The following is a 16,429-nucleotide window of genomic DNA, read 5'->3' on the forward strand; positions in this document are numbered from 1 at the left end:
GAATCTTTTTGCGGATATCAACCTCTGGAAAAAAGACAATGCCGGAATAACGCTTCGCCTCGGACGACAGGAGTTGGATTATGGCTCCGGAAGGTTGCTTTCGGTACGGGAAGGTCCTAACGCCCGACTTTATTTTACAGGTGGCAAACTCATGTATACCACTACCCGATTCGCAATTGACGGTTTTATGATGATGGCCGATACGGTTTATCCCGGCGTTTTGGACAATAAAATGTCGAAACAACTGAATTTATGGGGTGTTTATTCCAAAATAATTATTCCAAAAGCGGGAAATCTCGATTGGTACTATCTCGGAATCAGAAGGGACGAATCGCGCTTTGATGAAGGCATCGCACCCGAAAGACGGCATACCGTCGGAACGCGGTTCTGGAAATACGGAGGCGGTTTTATTTACAATCTGGAAGCGGCCTATCAGTTTGGGCATTTTGGCTCCGGAGCGATAAATGCCTGGACGGCTTCGGCTGATATAGGTTATTCTTTTGAAAATGTAAAATTCAAACCGACGATCAATTTGCGTAACGATTATATTTCAGGCGATCAGAACAAAGGCGACGGACAACTGCAAACCTTTAATCCGTTATACCCTAAAGGCGGTTATTTTGGTTTTAGTCCACAGGTTGGACCGGTAAACCTGATCGATATCCATCCGTATGCTACTCTGGATTTGCTTCCGGAATTAAAGATGCAGGTCGATGTGGTTTTTAACTGGCGTTATAGCACGCAGGATGGTGTTTATCGGCCTAGCGGTATCCTTAATCTTTCCGGAGACACTTCGGACAAACGCTATATCGGGACGGCCTACCTTGCCAATTTCACCTATAGTATAAGCCCGTTTATATCGGTTGTTAGCGGTATCCAATATTTTAAAACCGGGGCTTTTATCAACGAAAGCATTCCCAATTCTAAAGACGGTATTTTCTTTAATGCCCGACTTGGATTCAAATTTTAATCAAAAAAATTACGACTATGAAAAATCTATTACAATACAAATCAGGAAACGTCAGACTATTGCTTTTAGCACTAGTATGGGGTTTATTTCCTACCATCCTTTTGGCACAAACCGCGGCGATCGGTTCGACCGTAACCTGGGGAAAAGTCGACGGTGTAGCGGTAAACGGACTCGTTCAGGGGCCTTCCGCTGCCAAATCCGAATTACAGGTTGCCTGTGTTTTTGAATATATCGAAGGAGATATTTTTAACCCACCTGCTCTACCCGCCAACCTCAACGGAATGGTACATCTGGACGATGCGCTAAAAGGTATCATTACCGAATTGCGCAAAAGCGGAAAGTTTACCGGTCATTCGTTGGAAACTTTATTAATTACACCACCACAAGGTACGCTGGCTGCCAAAAAATTACTACTTATCGGTTTAGGAAATCGCAATACGTTTACACCTGATTTAATGATCAGTGTTGGAAGCGTTGCAATGCGCGAGGCCTTGCGTTTGGGCGTAAGTGATTATTCGTTTGCCAGCGATATTAAAGATGCCGGTATTGATTCGCCTACGGCTTTAGTGGCCGAAAACGTAGTGCTTGGTTCTTTTGAAGCCTATAGAACACAGGCATTTTTAAAAGATAAAAAATTATCCGATCACAAGCCTTTGACCAAAATCATACTCCTTGCCGGTCCTGCATTTTATACGGTTGCCGGCGATGGTATCAAAGAAGCGATCAATAAGCTTAACACCAAATAAACCGATATGAAAGCAGATCTAATTTTATTTAACGGTAAGGTTCACAGTTTTAATTCGGAAACCCCAAATAGTACAGCGGTGGCTATTAAAGACGGAAAATTTATTGCCGTTGGAAGCGACAGTGCGGTGATGGAATTTGCATCCGAAACAACACAAGTGATCGATTTATTACAAAAAAGAGTTGTTCCCGGCATTAACGATTCGCATATACACCTTATCCGCGGCGGATTAAACTATAATTTAGAATTGCGTTGGGATGGCGTTCCGTCGCTTGCAGATGCGTTACGAATGCTTAAAGAACAGGTCGATCGTACGCCACATCCGCAATGGGTACGCGTGGTAGGCGGTTGGTCGGAGTTTCAGTTTGCAGAACGCAGAATGCCAACCTTAGAAGAAATCAATGCCATCGCTCCGGAAACGCCTGTTTTTATTTTGCATTTATACGACAGAGCCATTATGAATCAAGCGGCTTTAAAAGCGGTTGGTTTTACCAAAAATACACCTGCACCTCCGGGAGGCCATATCGAAAGAAACTCAAAAGGCGAACCTACCGGACTGATCATTGCGACTCCCAATGCGATGATTCTGTATTCGACCTTAGCCAAAGGGCCAACATTGTCCTACGAGCATCAGTTAAATTCCACACGTCATTTTATGAAGGAACTAAACCGCTTTGGAATTACCAGTGTTATCGATGCCGGTGGCGGGTTTCAGAATTTCCCGGACGATTATAAGGTGGTGAATGAACTAAATGAAAAGAAACAACTAACCGTACGAATCGCGTATAATCTTTTTACACAAAAGCCAAAACACGAGTTTGAGGATTTTGAAGATTGGATCGATACGGTCAAATTATACCAGGGCGATGATATGTACCGACACAACGGCGCGGGTGAAATGTTGGTTTTTTCGGCTGCGGATTTTGAAGATTTCCTGCAACCAAGACCGGATTTACCCGAAAACATGGAAGCCGATCTGGAAAAAGTGGTACGCCTTTTAGTCGAAAACCGCTGGCCTTTCCGACTGCATGCGACCTATAACGAAAGTATTACGCGTTTTTTGAATGTGTTTGAAAAAATAAACCGGGAAATCCCATTCAACGGATTGCCATGGATATTTGATCATGCGGAGACAATCGACGAACGCAATATCGAACGGGTAAAAGCTTTGGGTGGCGGAATTGCCATTCAGAGTCGGATGGCCTACCAAGGGGAATATTTCACGGATCGCTATGGTGCCCAAGCGGCCGAAAACACACCGCCGATCAAAAAGATGATCGAAATGGACGTGCCGGTCGGTGCCGGTTCGGATGCGACACGCGTGAGCAGTTACAATCCGTGGGTTTCCATGTATTGGATGGCGGTAGGAAAAACCGTTGGTGGCCTGCAGTTGTATCATGAATCCCGACTGAGTCGTGAAACGGCTTTGGAATTGTATACCAGAGGTAGCGCTTGGTTTTCGCAGGAGCAAACCAAAAAAGGCGATATCCGAGCCGGAATGTTTGCCGATCTGGTGGTTTTGGATCGCGATTATTTTACGATCGCGGATGAAGATCTTAAAAAAATTGAAGCCGATTTAACGATTGTCGATGGAAAAATTGTGTACGCTAATGGTGATTTTTCATCGTTTTCGCCGCCCAATATACCGATTTTACCGGATTGGTCGCCAACCCATATTTACAACGGATATCCAACGAAAAGTACGTTGCAAACTGCGATCGAAAAAAATGTAAAACCAAATGCAAAACCGGGTCTGACAGCACAGATTCACAGTTGCAGCGGTAGTTGTGATGTACACGCACACAACCACGATGTGGCCCGGATGAGTACGGTACCAGTTAACAATTATACGGCATTCTGGGGCGCATTGGGTTGTTCTTGTTTTGCCTTCTAAATCCTGAAAAATGATGGACATTCTCAAACAAATCCTTTTCTCCGATTTAGGAACACCATACAACAATATGGCGTTGCTGTTCTTTCGGATTTTACTGGCGGCAGCGCTTTTTGGCGTCCATGGGATGAAAAAATTCCGTGTCGAAAACGGACAAACAGAACAGGTTCCTAATCCGTTGCATTTACCTGAAAAACTAAACCGTTTTGTGGCGACCTTTTCAGATACGGTGGTACCGGTTTTTATGATCTTGGGACTTGGCACCCGACTTATGATAGTACCCACCATTGGCGTGACGGCCATCGGTTATTTTGTAGTACATCGAAAAGACTCGCCCGAAGTGCGCGATGTTCCCTATATGTACACCTTATCATTACTACTACTTCTGGCACTCGGTGCCGGAAAATATTCACTTGATTATTATCTATTAAACCTGATTTAAAATGAAAACAAACATCGGAATTCAACAGGAAAATATCGCGAAAGTGGTTACTGTATTAACCAAAGTACTCGCTGATGAATTTATATTGTACACCAAAACAAAAAAGGCGCATTGGAATATTGAAGGCCCTGATTTTTACAACAAGCATCTCTTTTTCGAACAGCAATATAAAGCATTGGATGAAATTGTAGATACAGTAGCCGAACGAATCCGTGTTTTGGGTCATTATGCCCCCGGAACCTTAAAAGAATACCTGACACTGACGCATCTTACGGAAGAATCAAGAGAAAAAAATGATAGCGCCGGTTATATCACAGCCTTATTAGCCGATCACGAAAGCATTATCATTCACCTACGGGAAAATATCAACCGTTTTGCTTCGGAGTTTCACGATGCGGGAACCAGCGATTATATTACCGGACTTTTGGAAAATCACGAAAAAATGGCCTGGATGCTTCGGGCACATCTAAATTAATACTATGGAAGTACAAAAAAATATTGGCTATGTAACCCTGCTGCTCACGATGATAGCAGGGTATTGTGATACGGTAACCTTTGTCGCCGCCGATTCGATCTTTTCCGCACACGTTACCGGGAACTTTATTGTATTTGCCTATCAGATCATTAAGGGTTCGGATATACATGCATGGATAAAATTACTAACGTTTCCCGTATTTATCGTTGCGGTAATTACCGGCGGCCGGATCGCTTTAAAGGCAACCAATCGGTATACCCTACTTTTCTGGGAAGGTATATTACTACTTGTGAGCGGTATCGCGTCCTATGTTTTTGGCTATATGGAAATCTTTACTGAATGGGCCATGTATACCGTTGCCCTGACAACCGTATTTGGCATGGGACTTCAGAATGCCTTCGGAAAATTATACAGTAAGGAGACACACGGTCCAACGACCATGATGACGGGAAATGTAACGCAAGCCGCACTCGATTTGGGAAACCTGCTCAAAAACGGATGTAAAGATCCGGAAGTGGTTATCAGTTTTAAAAAACAGCTTGTAACAATCATCGGATTTCTTATCGGTTGTTTTTTGGGTGCCATTGCCGGAAAGCTTTTTGGTTTGGGAACATTAATTGTACCCGGAATCGCGATGATCATTTGTTATTTATACCACCGAAACAACTAGGAAAACCCGATTGTGAATTTGCAGATTTCTGATAATAGAGTATCTTTAAAAAATGAATTATACCCCCTTAAACGCTGCTAAAACTCCTGTATATCGCCTTACGATAGCTTTCTTGTTTTGGGCAAATCTGAATGGAAATGCACAAACAATTGACGATCCAAGGCAATTACAACTCAAAATAGCAACGGCGAAAAATGACGCTAAAAAAGTCGATTTGCTTTTGGATTTAAGCAGCTACTTCCTTAACAAACCGGGCGAGTTTAAAACCGATCTCCGAAGTGCCGATTCGGTTAATGCTGAAGCAGGTCTGTTAAGCGATCGTTTGGGGTATAAAACAGGAAAAGGGAAATCCATTCTTTTAGAAGCGCAGATTCTCCGGGAAAAAGGCGCTATGCAAAAGGCCTTACTAAAAGCCAACGCGGCGCTTGCCTATGCCAAAAGCAATAATTTAATCGAATTACAGGCGCAAAGTTATGCCGAACTGTCGATATACGACGCCAAACTCGAAGAAAAAGTCCGCTATAAAGAAATGGCCATTGCGTTTTTTAAAAAAGCCGGATTAATCGAAAAACAGGCTACGACTTTAAAGGAACTTGCCGAATTATATACGATTAATGAAAATAACGCCAAGGCCGAACCGCTGTTAAAAGAAGCGCTGACGCTTTATCGATCGATAAAGTATCCGAGTGCTCAAGGGGTTTATAACCTGCTGTCGGAAGTAAATACGCAAAAAGCAAATTATCCGGAAGCTTTAAAATATGGGCTTTTAGCCGAAAAAACCGCACTTGCCGTCAACGATAATTCGTTGCAGTTAAGTTCCATTTACAATCATATCGGATTGGTATATTATTACCTGCGCCAAAATGATGATGCGGAAGAATATTGGTATAAGGCGTTGGAAATCGCAAAATTTCATAAGGATACCGAATACGTACGGACAATCGGTGAAAATTTGTGTTCGATGCTGATCCGGCAAAAAAAAGAGCAAAAGGCCCTTCAGTTGATCAAAGAAATGCAGCGCAACTTTCCGACCGCTAACATTCAGCGGTTGATGAAAGAGAATTATCTGTTGTTTAATATTTACCGGATTTTAAAAAACGATCCCATGGCGGGTTTCTATTATAAAAAACTGACCGCTTATTACGGTGAAAATGCCGATAAAAACGGGAATAGTATTGCCATTTTAAGAAGTTTTGCGTCCTATCATTACCAAATCAAAAAGTACGATGATTTTTACCGAACCATCAAACTGCTGGATTCGCTGGCGGCCGGTTCCGGTAATAATCTGATCCGGTCCGAAAGTTATCTGATCTGGTTTAAAGCCGATTCGTCACGAGGGAAATATATCGATGCGATAAAGCATTATCAACTGTATAAGAGTCTTTCCGATTCCGTTTTTAAAGGTGAAAAAAGCAAGCAAATTAATAGTCTGCAAATCGAATTTGAAAGCGAGAAAAAAGATCGGAATATCAATTTACTAAAACAACAGTCGAAATTACAGGAAATAAAAATCCATAACGATACCATTATCCGCTATGTTTTTATTGCGAGTGTGGTGATCTTGATTCTGTTTATTGTATTGCTTTACAATCGTTTCCGGTTAAAAAAGAAAACAAATGAGCAACTGGAAATCAAAACCCAGCAGATTAACGAGCAAAACGAGCTCAACAAAAAGATGCTGATTGAAAAGGAATGGCTTTTAAAAGAGATTCACCATCGGGTAAAAAACAACCTTCAGATCGTGATTAGCCTGTTAAATACGCAATCGGCTTATCTGGAGAACGAAGACGCGCTGATGGCTATACAAAACAGTCAGCACCGAATGCATGCGATGTCACTGATTCATCAAAAATTGTATCAGTCCGATAATCTGGCTAATATCGATATGTCCTGGTATATTTATGAATTGATCGGCTATATGCGGGAGTCTTTTGATACCGATCTGAAAATCAATTTTGTTTTGGACACCGAAAAAGTATATCTCGATGTCGCCCAGGCGGTGCCATTAGGATTGATCATCAATGAAGCCATTAACAATGCCATCAAATATGCGTTTCCGACCGATCGAAAGGGTACGATTTGTATTGATCTTAAAAACACCGGCGACGCCAATTATCTGTTGCGCATTGCCGACGATGGGGTTGGTCTTCCAGAAGATTTTGACGAAACGGAACGAAATTCCCTCGGAATGAATTTAATGACCGGATTAACCAATCAGATTGACGGAACTTTTGAACTTAAAAACGATAACGGACTGGAAATCAAAATTACATTTACAAGAAATTCTGAGTTTGAAGAGACATCCGAAAATTCAGAAATTATATAATTTAACGCATGAAGGAGAAAATTCTAATTGTAGAAGACGAGTTTATAGTCGCAAACGATTTAAAAATCATGCTCGTTAAAGCGGGCTATCAGATAACCGGGATAGCCTCTTCTGTCGTTCAGGCTCGTAAATTAATCGAATCCAAAAGACCCGATTGGGTTTTACTGGATATTATGTTAAAAGGCGATCTAACCGGAATTGATTTGGCGTGGGAACTGCGCGAAATGCAATTGCCTTTTTTGTATATCTCGGCCAACACCAATCAGTCAACGCTCGAAGCGGTAAAAGAAACGCATCCCTATGGTTTTATGGTAAAACCGTTTAGGGAACGGGATCTGGTGGTGATGCTCGACATTGCCAAATACCGGTTTGATGAGGAAAAAGGCGCCTTTACCTCGATTGCGCCAACAGTACCCGATACGGAAATTGAAGGAATCATTGGCAATAGTGCACTTTTAAAAGATGTGATCGAAAAAATAAAAATCGTAGCACCGGCGCAAACTTCCGTCCTGATTTTAGGCGAAAGCGGTACCGGAAAAGAACGCGTAGCCCATGCGATTCACGATCTTTCCGCCCATAAATCAAATGCTATTGTCGTGGTGAATTGTGCCGCTTTACCGCAATCACTGGTCGAATCGGAACTTTTCGGACATGAAAAAGGGGCGTTTACCGGTGCCAATACCCTGCGTATCGGAAAGTTTGAACAAGCCCATAACGGTACGATTTTTCTGGATGAAATCGGTGAATTACCACTGGATTCTCAGGTAAAGCTGTTACGGGTGCTTCAGGAAAAGGAAATCCAGCGACTGGGCGGTTCGTCAACCGTAAAGGTAAATGTACGCGTAGTGGCCGCGACCAACCGATCGCTCGAAAAAGAAGTAGCCGAAGGTCGATTTCGACTGGATTTATATTATCGCCTGAATGTTTTTCCGATTCAATTGCCGCCGTTAAAAGAACGCAAAGAAGACATCGAAGCACTGGCCTATTATTTTCTGGCTAAATATGCCGCCAGTTCCCGGAAAAATGTTACCGGTATCAATCCTTTTGCCCTGACGCAATTAATGCACTATGACTGGCCGGGAAATATTCGCGAACTGGAACATCTTATCGAACGAAATGTGTTGCTGACGCGATCCAATGAAATTGAAAAATTTGACCTTCCTACGAATACGGTTAATCCGCTACAGGAAAATAGCGCTACGCTAAAATCGATGGAGGAAATGGAAAAAGAACATATCATGGCTGCTTTGCAAAAATGCGGCGGAAAAGTTTCCGGTCCGGGTGGTGCCGCCGAACTTTTAAAAATGCAACCGCAAACGTTGTTCTCAAAAATGAAAAAATTAGGTATTAAACAAGGATACGAATAAAATATGGAAACTATAAAATTAGAATTAGACGAAAAAAACCGAGGGGCTTTTAACCTCTATGTCGACGGTAAAAAACTAGGCGAAATGACCGTTAGCCTTAAAGATGCTGTACTGACAGTCTATCATACCGGTGTAGAACCGGAAGCCGAGGGAAAAGGCTATGCCAAGCTTTTACTAAACGAAATGACCGCATATGTCCGTGCCAATGGGATGCAAATTATCCCACTTTGTCCGTATGTACATGCACAGTTTAAAAAACATCCGGAAGAATATCTGGATATCTGGAAAAAATAAAACAATAGCCTATGAATTTAGAAACTATAGCAGCCGGCTTACCGTTAACAGAAGCCAAAAAAGTACTGATCCTACTTCACGGACGTGGTGCCGGAGCCAATGATATCCTTTCGCTAACGCAGTATTTGAACGTGAGCGATTTTGCCTGGATCGCACCTCAGGCCGATAACCATACCTGGTATCCATATTCCTTTTTAGCGCCATTGGAACAAAACGAACCGTCGCTTTCGAACGCGTTGGAAACCCTTGCGCAAATAGTTAGCGAACTGGACAAAAATGGTATCAAAAAAGAAAATATATACTTTCTCGGCTTTTCGCAGGGTGCTTGTCTTACGCTGGAATTTACAACCCGAAATGCGGCGAAATACGGTGGTATTGTAGCCTTTACCGGCGGATTGATTGGCGATAAAGTGTATGCCGAACATTACACCGGAAACTTTGATCAGACCCCGGTTTTTATTGGTACCAGTGATCCCGATTTTCATGTTCCGGTAGAACGGGTCAACGAAACGGAAATATTGCTGCAAAAAATGGGTGCCGATGTTACCAAAAAAATCTATCCAAACATGGGACATACCATTAATCAGGATGAAATTGACTGGGTTAACAAACTTATTTTTTCTTCAAAATAATGATAGCCATCACACGAATTTACAGTGACGAAAACGGCGAAAGTCATTTTGAAGATTTCGAAGTTCCGCTACACAATAATGGAATAATCGGGTTTTTATCGGATGAAAAAACGGTAAAATCCATCGTATTTAGAGAAGTCAGTCCTTCCTACGATTATGATTTCCATACGGCACCCGACCGTCAGTATATTATTTTGCTCGATGGCGGTGTTGAAATTGAAACGTCGTTAGGCGAAAAACGATCGTTTACAACCGGTTCGATATTGTTGGTCGAAGACACCACCGGAAAAGGACACAAAACAAAAAATCTGGAACCGAAATTGCGAAAATCAATATTTGTAAAACTATAAAAATGGAAAAAGAAACCGTACGAATCGAAAACTTTAGTGATGCCGTTTTTGCCATCGCCATTACCCTTTTGGTGCTGGATTTACGTGCGCCGGAAGCCGATACGATCAAAAACGGTTCGGAATTGCTCACTTTTTTAAAAAATCAGTGGACCACCTATCTGGCTTTTACGCTTTCTTTTTTCAGTATTTTTATTATGTGGGTCAACCATCATAAAATTTTCAAACAGATCTACAGTCGCAATACCGCCATTATGTTTGCCAACGGACTGATTTTATTTCTGGTGGCCGCGGTTTCCTATCCTACCGCTTTATTAGCCCGCTTTTTCGGTGGCGAAGCGGCTACTATAGCCGTGGCGGTTTATACCGGAATGTTTGTATTGATCAATATCGCTTACAATCTTTTGTGGTGGATTGCCAGTACCAATAAAAAATTACTACGCCCGGGTATTACCGATCGGGCGATCCGAAAAATCAGGGATAATTATGCCTATGGCTTGCCTTCCTATCTGATCGCTTTTGGAATTTCGTTTTCGTTTCCGGTAACCGCCTTGACGATCAACATGATTTTGCTTTTATTTTGGGCTGTATCCTCCGGAAAAATAAACCTGCAACAGGAATGATCAGCTTATATAGTGTTCTTTTTTAATACCCAATTTCTGCATTTTCGAAATCAGTGTCGTACCGGGTAAACCCAATACAACCGCAGCACCTTGCGGACCGAAGATTTTTCCGTTACATTTTTTAACGACTTTTAAAATATGGGCTTTTTCCACTTCCTGCAATGTTGCCGTATATAATTCCGTTTCCGGATTTGTGGTTTCCGTTTTCAAAACCGTTGGAAACGTCATCTCTTTGATTACACCCTCTTTTGCAAATAAAATACTGCGTTCCACCATATTTTCCAGTTCGCGTACATTTCCCGGCCAGGTATTAGTGATCATGCTTTTCAGTACTTTTTTAGAAAAGCCCTTACTCTTCATTCCTGTTTTGAGCGAATGTTTTTCCAAAAAGAAATATGCCAGCGGTTCAATATCCTCCGAACGGTCGCGCAAAGCCGGAAGTGCTATCGGAAACACATTTAACCGGTAAAACAAATCGCTTCTAAAACGGCCTTCGGCTACTTCTTTTTCGAGCGATCGGTTGGTTGCTGCAATGACGCGTACTTTTACTTTTAAGGTATTTTTGCCACCAATCCGTTCTATTTCTTTTTCCTGTAAAACCCGAAGTAGTTTCCCCTGAAGTTCCAGTGGCAACTCTCCTATTTCATCCAGAAAAATCGTACCGTTATCCGCTTGTTCAAATTTTCCGATTCGCGTAGCTGTCGCTCCGGTAAAAGCTCCTTTTTCGTGACCAAATAATTCGCTTTCAATCAGATTTTCAGGTATCGAGGCACAATTAACCGTAATGAGTTTTTCGGTAAAAGCCGGTGATAATTTATGAATCGCATTTGCAATCAGTTCTTTGCCTGTTCCGGTTTCCCCGAAAATTAAAACGGTCGACGGTGACGGAGCTACTTGTGTAATGAGCTCGTAGACCTGTTTCATCGCTTTGCTCCTTCCGATGATTCCATAAAAACCGTTGTCGGAGGCAACCATTATTTCGGGTTGTTCAACGGGTTGTTTTTTTAAAAGCTGTAATTCCGCAAAACTACTTTCGTAGGCCGTTGCCATTTTAATATTACCTATAGTTATGGCAAGTTGGGTCGCAATTCCGCGTAGCATCCGATTGGATTCCCGGGTAAAAATCGACGCATTTTTAAAAAACAGAAAAAGTACCGTTTGATCATCCTTCCTTATCGGCAAACCAATTCCAATTCCGTTTTTAATTCCTTTCAACACAATTGGATCGAGATAGATCGGAAGTTGTTTCCTTTCCGAAACCGGTTTTAAATCAAAAACAACGGAATCGGCAGTATTGAGACAACTGTCAAAAAAGCCATCGGCAATTGGATAGCTTAAGTCTTCTGTCGGCTTTTGCATATTATACTGGTAGAAAATCCGGTATTCCGTTTCCATTTTCTTGGATGACGCGATGATCAAATCTTCAAAAGAAAAATGATCTTTTAGCAAACCGCCAACAACCGTATGTAACTCGTTATGCGTTACCACTCCGGAAAGTGCCTGACAAACCGACAAGATCAGCTGTTGTTCCCGTTCCCGCTCCTGTAATCGGTTCATCATTATTGTCGCCTGATCTTTCGGATTTTCCATGTAAGTAATTCGTAACGTTTTTATGCTGTTACAGGGTAAATTTAAGAAATAGCCCGTATTCAACCGCTATTTGTTTCCGAAATAAAACAGAACACCCTCATAAAATTACGATATATCGTACCGATAAAAACCACCCATTCAAAATTAAAAACCTAAAAAACAACACTTTAAACAAAAAGGAACAGGATTTGAATACTCTTTAAGCGTTACCAATCCGGCCATCGCAATTCTTAATTTAGATTAACCGATTTCCGGGTATAACTGACGTAACTTTGTAAAAGAATCGCAATAATTAAATAGATAACATCATGGAAAATAACATTTTAGGACTACACCATATTACCGCCATCGCCGGAGACGCCAAACGCAATTTCGACTTTTACTCCAAAATAATGGGACTGCGGTTTATCAAAAAAACAGTCAACTTTGACGATCCGGGAACCTATCACTTTTATTTTGGTGACGAAATTGGAAGTGCCGGAACCATTCTAACGTTTTTCCCTTGGGGAGAAGGTATCCAACAGGGACGAAAAGGTTCCGGAATGGCTACCGAAATCGGATATTCGGTTCCAAAAGATAGTCTTGATTTCTGGCAGAAACGTTTTGAGCAATACAACGTTATTCACAATAAACCGGCTGAAAAATTCGGAGAAAAATACCTTACGTTTTTGGATCCCGACGGATTAAAACTGGAGTTAATCGAATCGAAAACAGAAGACAATCGGAAACCCTGGGAAACCGACGAAATCAAAGCGGATGTGGCAACGCGAGGTTTTCATACCATTACGCTAACGCTAAACAATATCCAGCCCACGGCTGCCATTTTAACCGAAATATTCGGCTATACCTTAATCGAACAGGATGTAAACCGTTACCGGTATGCAACCACGGCTGTTGAAAATGCAGCTATAGTGGATTTGGTCGAATTACCGGAAGAAAAACGCGGTCATGTAGCCAACGGATCGGTACATCACGTCGCTTTTCGCGTAAAAAATGATGCCGTTTTAATGTACTTCCGCGAAAAAATTGAAGCCTACGGTTTGTCGATTACCCCGCAAATTGACCGTAATTATTTCCATTCGCTTTATTTTAGAGAACCGGGCGGTGTTTTGTTTGAACTCGCAACAGAAAATCCCGGTTTTACGGTAGACGAAAGTTTGGAAGAATTGGGTAAAAATTTAAAACTTCCGGCGCAATACGAACCGAATAGAGCCAGTATTGAAGCCCACTTGGTTCCTATTAATTAAATAGCTTTTGTACACCTGACTGGTTTTTGAAACCTGTCAGGTGTTATTTTTAAATCGGCATATAGGTAAGCTCCACAACGCCCGACCGGAATACGCGGGTGTCGGTTAATTTTAGATTTATTCGGTTTTTCAAATTCTCAAACAAGGGCTTTCCACTTCCTAAAACAACCGGGTGAACCGATATTTTATACATATCGATAAGTCCTAAATCAATAAAGGATTTAATCAGGTTGGCACCGCCATACAACCAAATATCTTTTCCGTCCTGTTCTTTTATTTCGGCTACGTTATGCCCCATATTCGACGTGACAAAAACATCTTTTTTATGCTCTCGTTTCTGGTTCGAAAAGACAAATTTATTTTTAGAATGGATCTTTTCCCACATTGCTTTTTCGGCCAAATCCGCATGGGCATCGGGCTGATAATTCCCCCAGGCGTCATAACTCACCCTTCCGTAAAACAACGTATCCACGCTATCCAAAAAGGCGTCAAAATCCATATCATCGTCCATAATACACCAATCCACTTCCCCATTTGGTCCCTCAATAAACCCGTCTAAGGTAACGGCAAGATTTAAAATTACTCGTTTCATCACTTTTGCTTTTCTTACAAATTTAAAAAAGGATGGTGTCTTTTCGATGTTATTTTTATCCTTTCTGTAACAGTATGGTTCTCCGTAATAGAATCTGTCGTGGGCTAGCTACTTTAGTCAAAAATTTAATAATTCAAATTATGATGTTTAAAAGACTAGTATTGATTACCACATTATCTTTATTTTCAATTTCAACTTTTTCGCAAGTCGCAAAGAAAGAAGGAAGCGTTACAACTAAAATGGATGTTTTTACTTCAAAAACAGGTAGTATTATAAAAATTGTGGATACAAAACTTCCAAAATTAAAAACAACCTATAATGCTACAGTCGAAACCCGAATCAGAAAAATATCGAATGGAGCCGCTTCCGCTTATTTTTTTCAAATCGTAAAAAGCAATAGTATTGCCTCGATTGAATATTCAGATTTAATAGAATTGTTAAAGGCGTTACAAGTTTTAAAAAACGAAATTAATTCCGACATTACCAGTAATCCCGATTATTTAGACAATACGTTTACTACCACTGATGGTTTCCAAATGGGCTATTTTTGTAGCGGAGGAAAAACAAGTTGGTATTTAAAACTGGATAAATCTGGTAGTGACAATACTTTGTTTATTAGTGATAGTGAGGTTATTGAAACTAGCTTTACAGAAGCAAAGAATAAAATGGCTGAACTAAAAAAATAAATAGTAACACCTGACCCATTTTCGAAACCTGTCAGGTGTTTTTATTTTCATCGATCAGGCATTTATACGGTTTTACACATCAGGTAATTCTACGTTTTCGCAGCCAAATGCGCCATCCTATATTTGATACGAGTCCTAAAATCATTACCAACATTAATTATTAAAATCGATGGCACTTATCAATTTTTTCGCCAATCCCGATAGCTATACACCGGGATATTACCCTACTATTTTAGACGCTGCAGCAGCAATCGCTTCCCCTTTTTTGGTACAACAAAAAAAACAGACCTTTCCCGGGGTAAATGTATCCGGCAAACAGGTTGCTTATAACGGTACGCTTTTTAATGTCAGCACCAATTATATCAATCCGTCTCCCGATTATTACATTCACGTTCCGGACGCTTTTTCAAATGTATGGCCAAGGGTCGATTACTTTCCGAATGCCGCTTACGATCCTACAACCAATACGTTTATTGCCAACATCGACTGTGTTGGCTACGGATCGCGCGTGCTTATCGCTACCGGTAACGACAACCCGACAGAAAATGCCTTTTGTTTGTTTCAGAGTCAGGTAAACCCCGATGCTGCCCATTTTTCGGCACCGGGTTGGGTTCCTACCGCTTTTGAATTTGCGGTAGCCCTACCGGTACTTCGTCCCGGACGCTGGAGTTATGTTTGTGGTAGCGTTTATGCTCCCGGCATACAGAAACAGGAATCCGATAAAATCTATAATGGCGTAGCCAAAGGAGGTTTTTCCCAGGCTCAGGCCGGCGATATCGTTTGTATGGCCTACGAAGATGCTGAATCCAACGGTCATTTTATGGTGCTTACCGAAGCCCCACAACCGGTTTCATTGAGTTTGTTCCAAAACCTAGATTCCAAAGTTACAAATGCCTATCGTATTTCGGTATACGACAGTACCGCATCCGGTACTTCGCTACATTTTAACGATTCCCGTTCCGGCGATGGTGATACCGATTCGGGCGTAGGCTATGGCGAACTCTATTTTTTCACCAATAGCAACGACCAGCCAATCGGTTTTATTTTCGGTCCGTGGAAAGGCGGTATGGAAGCAGCGCATTACCTGTATGATCCTAGCGTAGTACAAACGTCTAATCTGGAAGTCATGGCTATAACATTGGGTCGCTTTCAATAAGACATAAGCTACCCTTAAACATCACTAAAAGTTCATAATGCTACAACAATTCTGTTGTAGCATTTTTTATATCCTACTTCCAGATTGACAATAAAACACGGGAATTAAATTAAAAAACAATTCCTATTCGAGGACTATTATGATGTTCTTGAGGTCAATTATCAATGTCTTCCAGAGTTAAAACAACAACTTTCTATCGTTATTGATCATTTTAAAAAAATGACACAACACAATGATTATCAATACACAAACAACTTATAAAAACTAAAAAATGATCTTCTAAACGGCCAAAACACAAACAGCATTCTTCTACAAACATGACATTCGTTAGCTTTTTTACTATATCGAGTAAGTACTTTTAGAAAGTCTAATATGT

The 16,429-nt window shown here is 41.3% G+C and carries 17 protein-coding genes; 15 read left to right on the plus strand and 2 right to left on the minus strand.

The features are described from left to right. From Q1R07_RS14090 to Q1R07_RS14145, 12 genes are all read left to right on the plus strand, one after another. Positions 1 to 970: alginate export family protein (locus Q1R07_RS14090; RefSeq protein ID WP_300491477.1), on the plus strand; the 970-nt coding region annotated here is incomplete at its 5' end. Positions 971 to 987: 17 nt separating this feature from the next. Continuing rightward, positions 988 to 1,716 carry a M17 family peptidase N-terminal domain-containing protein gene (locus tag Q1R07_RS14095; protein WP_300491478.1) on the plus strand — a complete coding sequence of 243 codons (729 nt, stop codon included), beginning with the start codon at positions 988 to 990 and terminating at the stop codon, positions 1,714 to 1,716. Positions 1,717 to 1,722: 6 nt separating this feature from the next. Further along, positions 1,723 to 3,609 carry an amidohydrolase gene (locus tag Q1R07_RS14100; protein ID WP_300491480.1) on the plus strand — a complete coding sequence of 629 codons (1,887 nt, stop codon included), beginning with the start codon at positions 1,723 to 1,725 and terminating at the stop codon, positions 3,607 to 3,609. A gap of 10 nt (positions 3,610 to 3,619) precedes the next feature. Next, a complete protein-coding gene (locus Q1R07_RS14105; RefSeq protein ID WP_300491482.1) occupies positions 3,620 to 4,048 on the plus strand; it encodes a DoxX family protein in 429 nt (142 codons plus the stop codon). A gap of 1 nt (position 4,049) precedes the next feature. After that, complete coding sequence (locus Q1R07_RS14110; protein ID WP_300491484.1) at positions 4,050 to 4,523, plus strand: DNA starvation/stationary phase protection protein; 474 nt, start codon at positions 4,050 to 4,052, stop codon at positions 4,521 to 4,523. Positions 4,524 to 4,527: 4 nt separating this feature from the next. Continuing rightward, complete coding sequence (locus Q1R07_RS14115; protein WP_300491486.1) at positions 4,528 to 5,193, plus strand: YoaK family protein; 666 nt, start codon at positions 4,528 to 4,530, stop codon at positions 5,191 to 5,193. A 52-nt stretch (positions 5,194 to 5,245) separates the two neighbouring features. Then, the gene (locus Q1R07_RS14120) at positions 5,246 to 7,519 is read left to right on the plus strand and encodes a histidine kinase dimerization/phosphoacceptor domain -containing protein (protein ID WP_300491488.1); all 2,274 of its coding nucleotides are present in this window, start codon (positions 5,246 to 5,248) and stop codon (positions 7,517 to 7,519) included. An 8-nt stretch (positions 7,520 to 7,527) separates the two neighbouring features. Continuing rightward, positions 7,528 to 8,886 (plus strand): sigma-54 dependent transcriptional regulator, encoded by a 1,359-nt coding sequence (locus tag Q1R07_RS14125; protein ID WP_300491490.1) that lies wholly within the window; start codon positions 7,528 to 7,530, stop codon positions 8,884 to 8,886. 3 nt (positions 8,887 to 8,889) lie between these two features. Next, on the plus strand, positions 8,890 to 9,180 hold the full coding sequence (locus tag Q1R07_RS14130; RefSeq protein ID WP_300491492.1) for a GNAT family N-acetyltransferase: 291 nt from the start codon (positions 8,890 to 8,892) through the stop codon (positions 9,178 to 9,180). Between the two features lie 11 nt (positions 9,181 to 9,191). Next, positions 9,192 to 9,812 carry a dienelactone hydrolase family protein gene (locus Q1R07_RS14135; protein WP_300491494.1) on the plus strand — a complete coding sequence of 207 codons (621 nt, stop codon included), beginning with the start codon at positions 9,192 to 9,194 and terminating at the stop codon, positions 9,810 to 9,812. Continuing rightward, on the plus strand, positions 9,812 to 10,162 hold the full coding sequence (locus tag Q1R07_RS14140) for a hypothetical protein (protein ID WP_300491496.1): 351 nt from the start codon (positions 9,812 to 9,814) through the stop codon (positions 10,160 to 10,162). Before Q1R07_RS14135 ends, Q1R07_RS14140 begins: the two co-directional genes overlap by 1 nt. A 2-nt stretch (positions 10,163 to 10,164) precedes the next feature. Then, a complete protein-coding gene (locus Q1R07_RS14145; protein WP_300491498.1) occupies positions 10,165 to 10,782 on the plus strand; it encodes a TMEM175 family protein in 618 nt (205 codons plus the stop codon). On the opposite strand, the gene Q1R07_RS14150 is transcribed toward Q1R07_RS14145, so the two are convergent. Beyond that, positions 10,783 to 12,372: a sigma 54-interacting transcriptional regulator gene (locus Q1R07_RS14150; protein WP_300491500.1), complete on the minus strand. Its 1,590-nt coding sequence runs from the start codon at positions 12,370 to 12,372 to the stop codon at positions 10,783 to 10,785. It abuts the gene before it with no gap. A gap of 308 nt (positions 12,373 to 12,680) precedes the next feature. Between Q1R07_RS14150 and Q1R07_RS14155 the strand changes: the two genes are divergently transcribed. Then, positions 12,681 to 13,619 carry a ring-cleaving dioxygenase gene (locus tag Q1R07_RS14155; RefSeq protein ID WP_300491502.1) on the plus strand — a complete coding sequence of 313 codons (939 nt, stop codon included), beginning with the start codon at positions 12,681 to 12,683 and terminating at the stop codon, positions 13,617 to 13,619. Between the two features lie 49 nt (positions 13,620 to 13,668). Here the strand turns inward: Q1R07_RS14155 and Q1R07_RS14160 are convergent, their stop codons facing one another. Next, positions 13,669 to 14,211 (minus strand): dihydrofolate reductase family protein, encoded by a 543-nt coding sequence (locus Q1R07_RS14160; RefSeq protein ID WP_300491504.1) that lies wholly within the window; start codon positions 14,209 to 14,211, stop codon positions 13,669 to 13,671. Positions 14,212 to 14,351: 140 nt separating this feature from the next. Between Q1R07_RS14160 and Q1R07_RS14165 the strand changes: the two genes are divergently transcribed. Beyond that, the gene (locus Q1R07_RS14165) at positions 14,352 to 14,897 is read left to right on the plus strand and encodes a hypothetical protein (RefSeq protein WP_300491506.1); all 546 of its coding nucleotides are present in this window, start codon (positions 14,352 to 14,354) and stop codon (positions 14,895 to 14,897) included. A gap of 169 nt (positions 14,898 to 15,066) precedes the next feature. Beyond that, positions 15,067 to 16,053, plus strand: a complete 987-nt coding sequence (locus Q1R07_RS14170; RefSeq protein WP_300491508.1) for a hypothetical protein — start codon at positions 15,067 to 15,069, stop codon at positions 16,051 to 16,053. The last annotated feature ends 376 nt before the right edge of the window (positions 16,054 to 16,429 follow it).

Source organism: Flavobacterium sp. (assembly GCF_030146175.1).
Taxonomy (GTDB): domain Bacteria; phylum Bacteroidota; class Bacteroidia; order Flavobacteriales; family Flavobacteriaceae; genus Flavobacterium.

Bases quoted from the DNA above. Each gene is read 5' to 3' on its own strand.
- Q1R07_RS14095 (WP_300491478.1), top strand. From the start codon at position 988: ATGAAAAATCTATTACAATACAAATCAGGAAACGTCAGACTATTGCTT.
- Q1R07_RS14100 (WP_300491480.1), top strand. From the start codon at position 1,723: ATGAAAGCAGATCTAATTTTATTTAACGGTAAGGTTCACAGTTTTAAT.
- Q1R07_RS14105 (WP_300491482.1), top strand. From the start codon at position 3,620: ATGATGGACATTCTCAAACAAATCCTTTTCTCCGATTTAGGAACACCA.
- Q1R07_RS14110 (WP_300491484.1), top strand. From the start codon at position 4,050: ATGAAAACAAACATCGGAATTCAACAGGAAAATATCGCGAAAGTGGTT.
- Q1R07_RS14115 (WP_300491486.1), top strand. From the start codon at position 4,528: ATGGAAGTACAAAAAAATATTGGCTATGTAACCCTGCTGCTCACGATG.
- Q1R07_RS14120 (WP_300491488.1), top strand. From the start codon at position 5,246: ATGAATTATACCCCCTTAAACGCTGCTAAAACTCCTGTATATCGCCTT.
- Q1R07_RS14125 (WP_300491490.1), top strand. From the start codon at position 7,528: ATGAAGGAGAAAATTCTAATTGTAGAAGACGAGTTTATAGTCGCAAAC.
- Q1R07_RS14130 (WP_300491492.1), top strand. From the start codon at position 8,890: ATGGAAACTATAAAATTAGAATTAGACGAAAAAAACCGAGGGGCTTTT.
- Q1R07_RS14135 (WP_300491494.1), top strand. From the start codon at position 9,192: ATGAATTTAGAAACTATAGCAGCCGGCTTACCGTTAACAGAAGCCAAA.
- Q1R07_RS14140 (WP_300491496.1), top strand. From the start codon at position 9,812: ATGATAGCCATCACACGAATTTACAGTGACGAAAACGGCGAAAGTCAT.
- Q1R07_RS14145 (WP_300491498.1), top strand. From the start codon at position 10,165: ATGGAAAAAGAAACCGTACGAATCGAAAACTTTAGTGATGCCGTTTTT.
- Q1R07_RS14150 (WP_300491500.1), bottom strand. From the start codon at position 12,372: ATGGAAAATCCGAAAGATCAGGCGACAATAATGATGAACCGATTACAG.
- Q1R07_RS14155 (WP_300491502.1), top strand. From the start codon at position 12,681: ATGGAAAATAACATTTTAGGACTACACCATATTACCGCCATCGCCGGA.
- Q1R07_RS14160 (WP_300491504.1), bottom strand. From the start codon at position 14,211: ATGAAACGAGTAATTTTAAATCTTGCCGTTACCTTAGACGGGTTTATT.
- Q1R07_RS14165 (WP_300491506.1), top strand. From the start codon at position 14,352: ATGATGTTTAAAAGACTAGTATTGATTACCACATTATCTTTATTTTCA.
- Q1R07_RS14170 (WP_300491508.1), top strand. From the start codon at position 15,067: ATGGCACTTATCAATTTTTTCGCCAATCCCGATAGCTATACACCGGGA.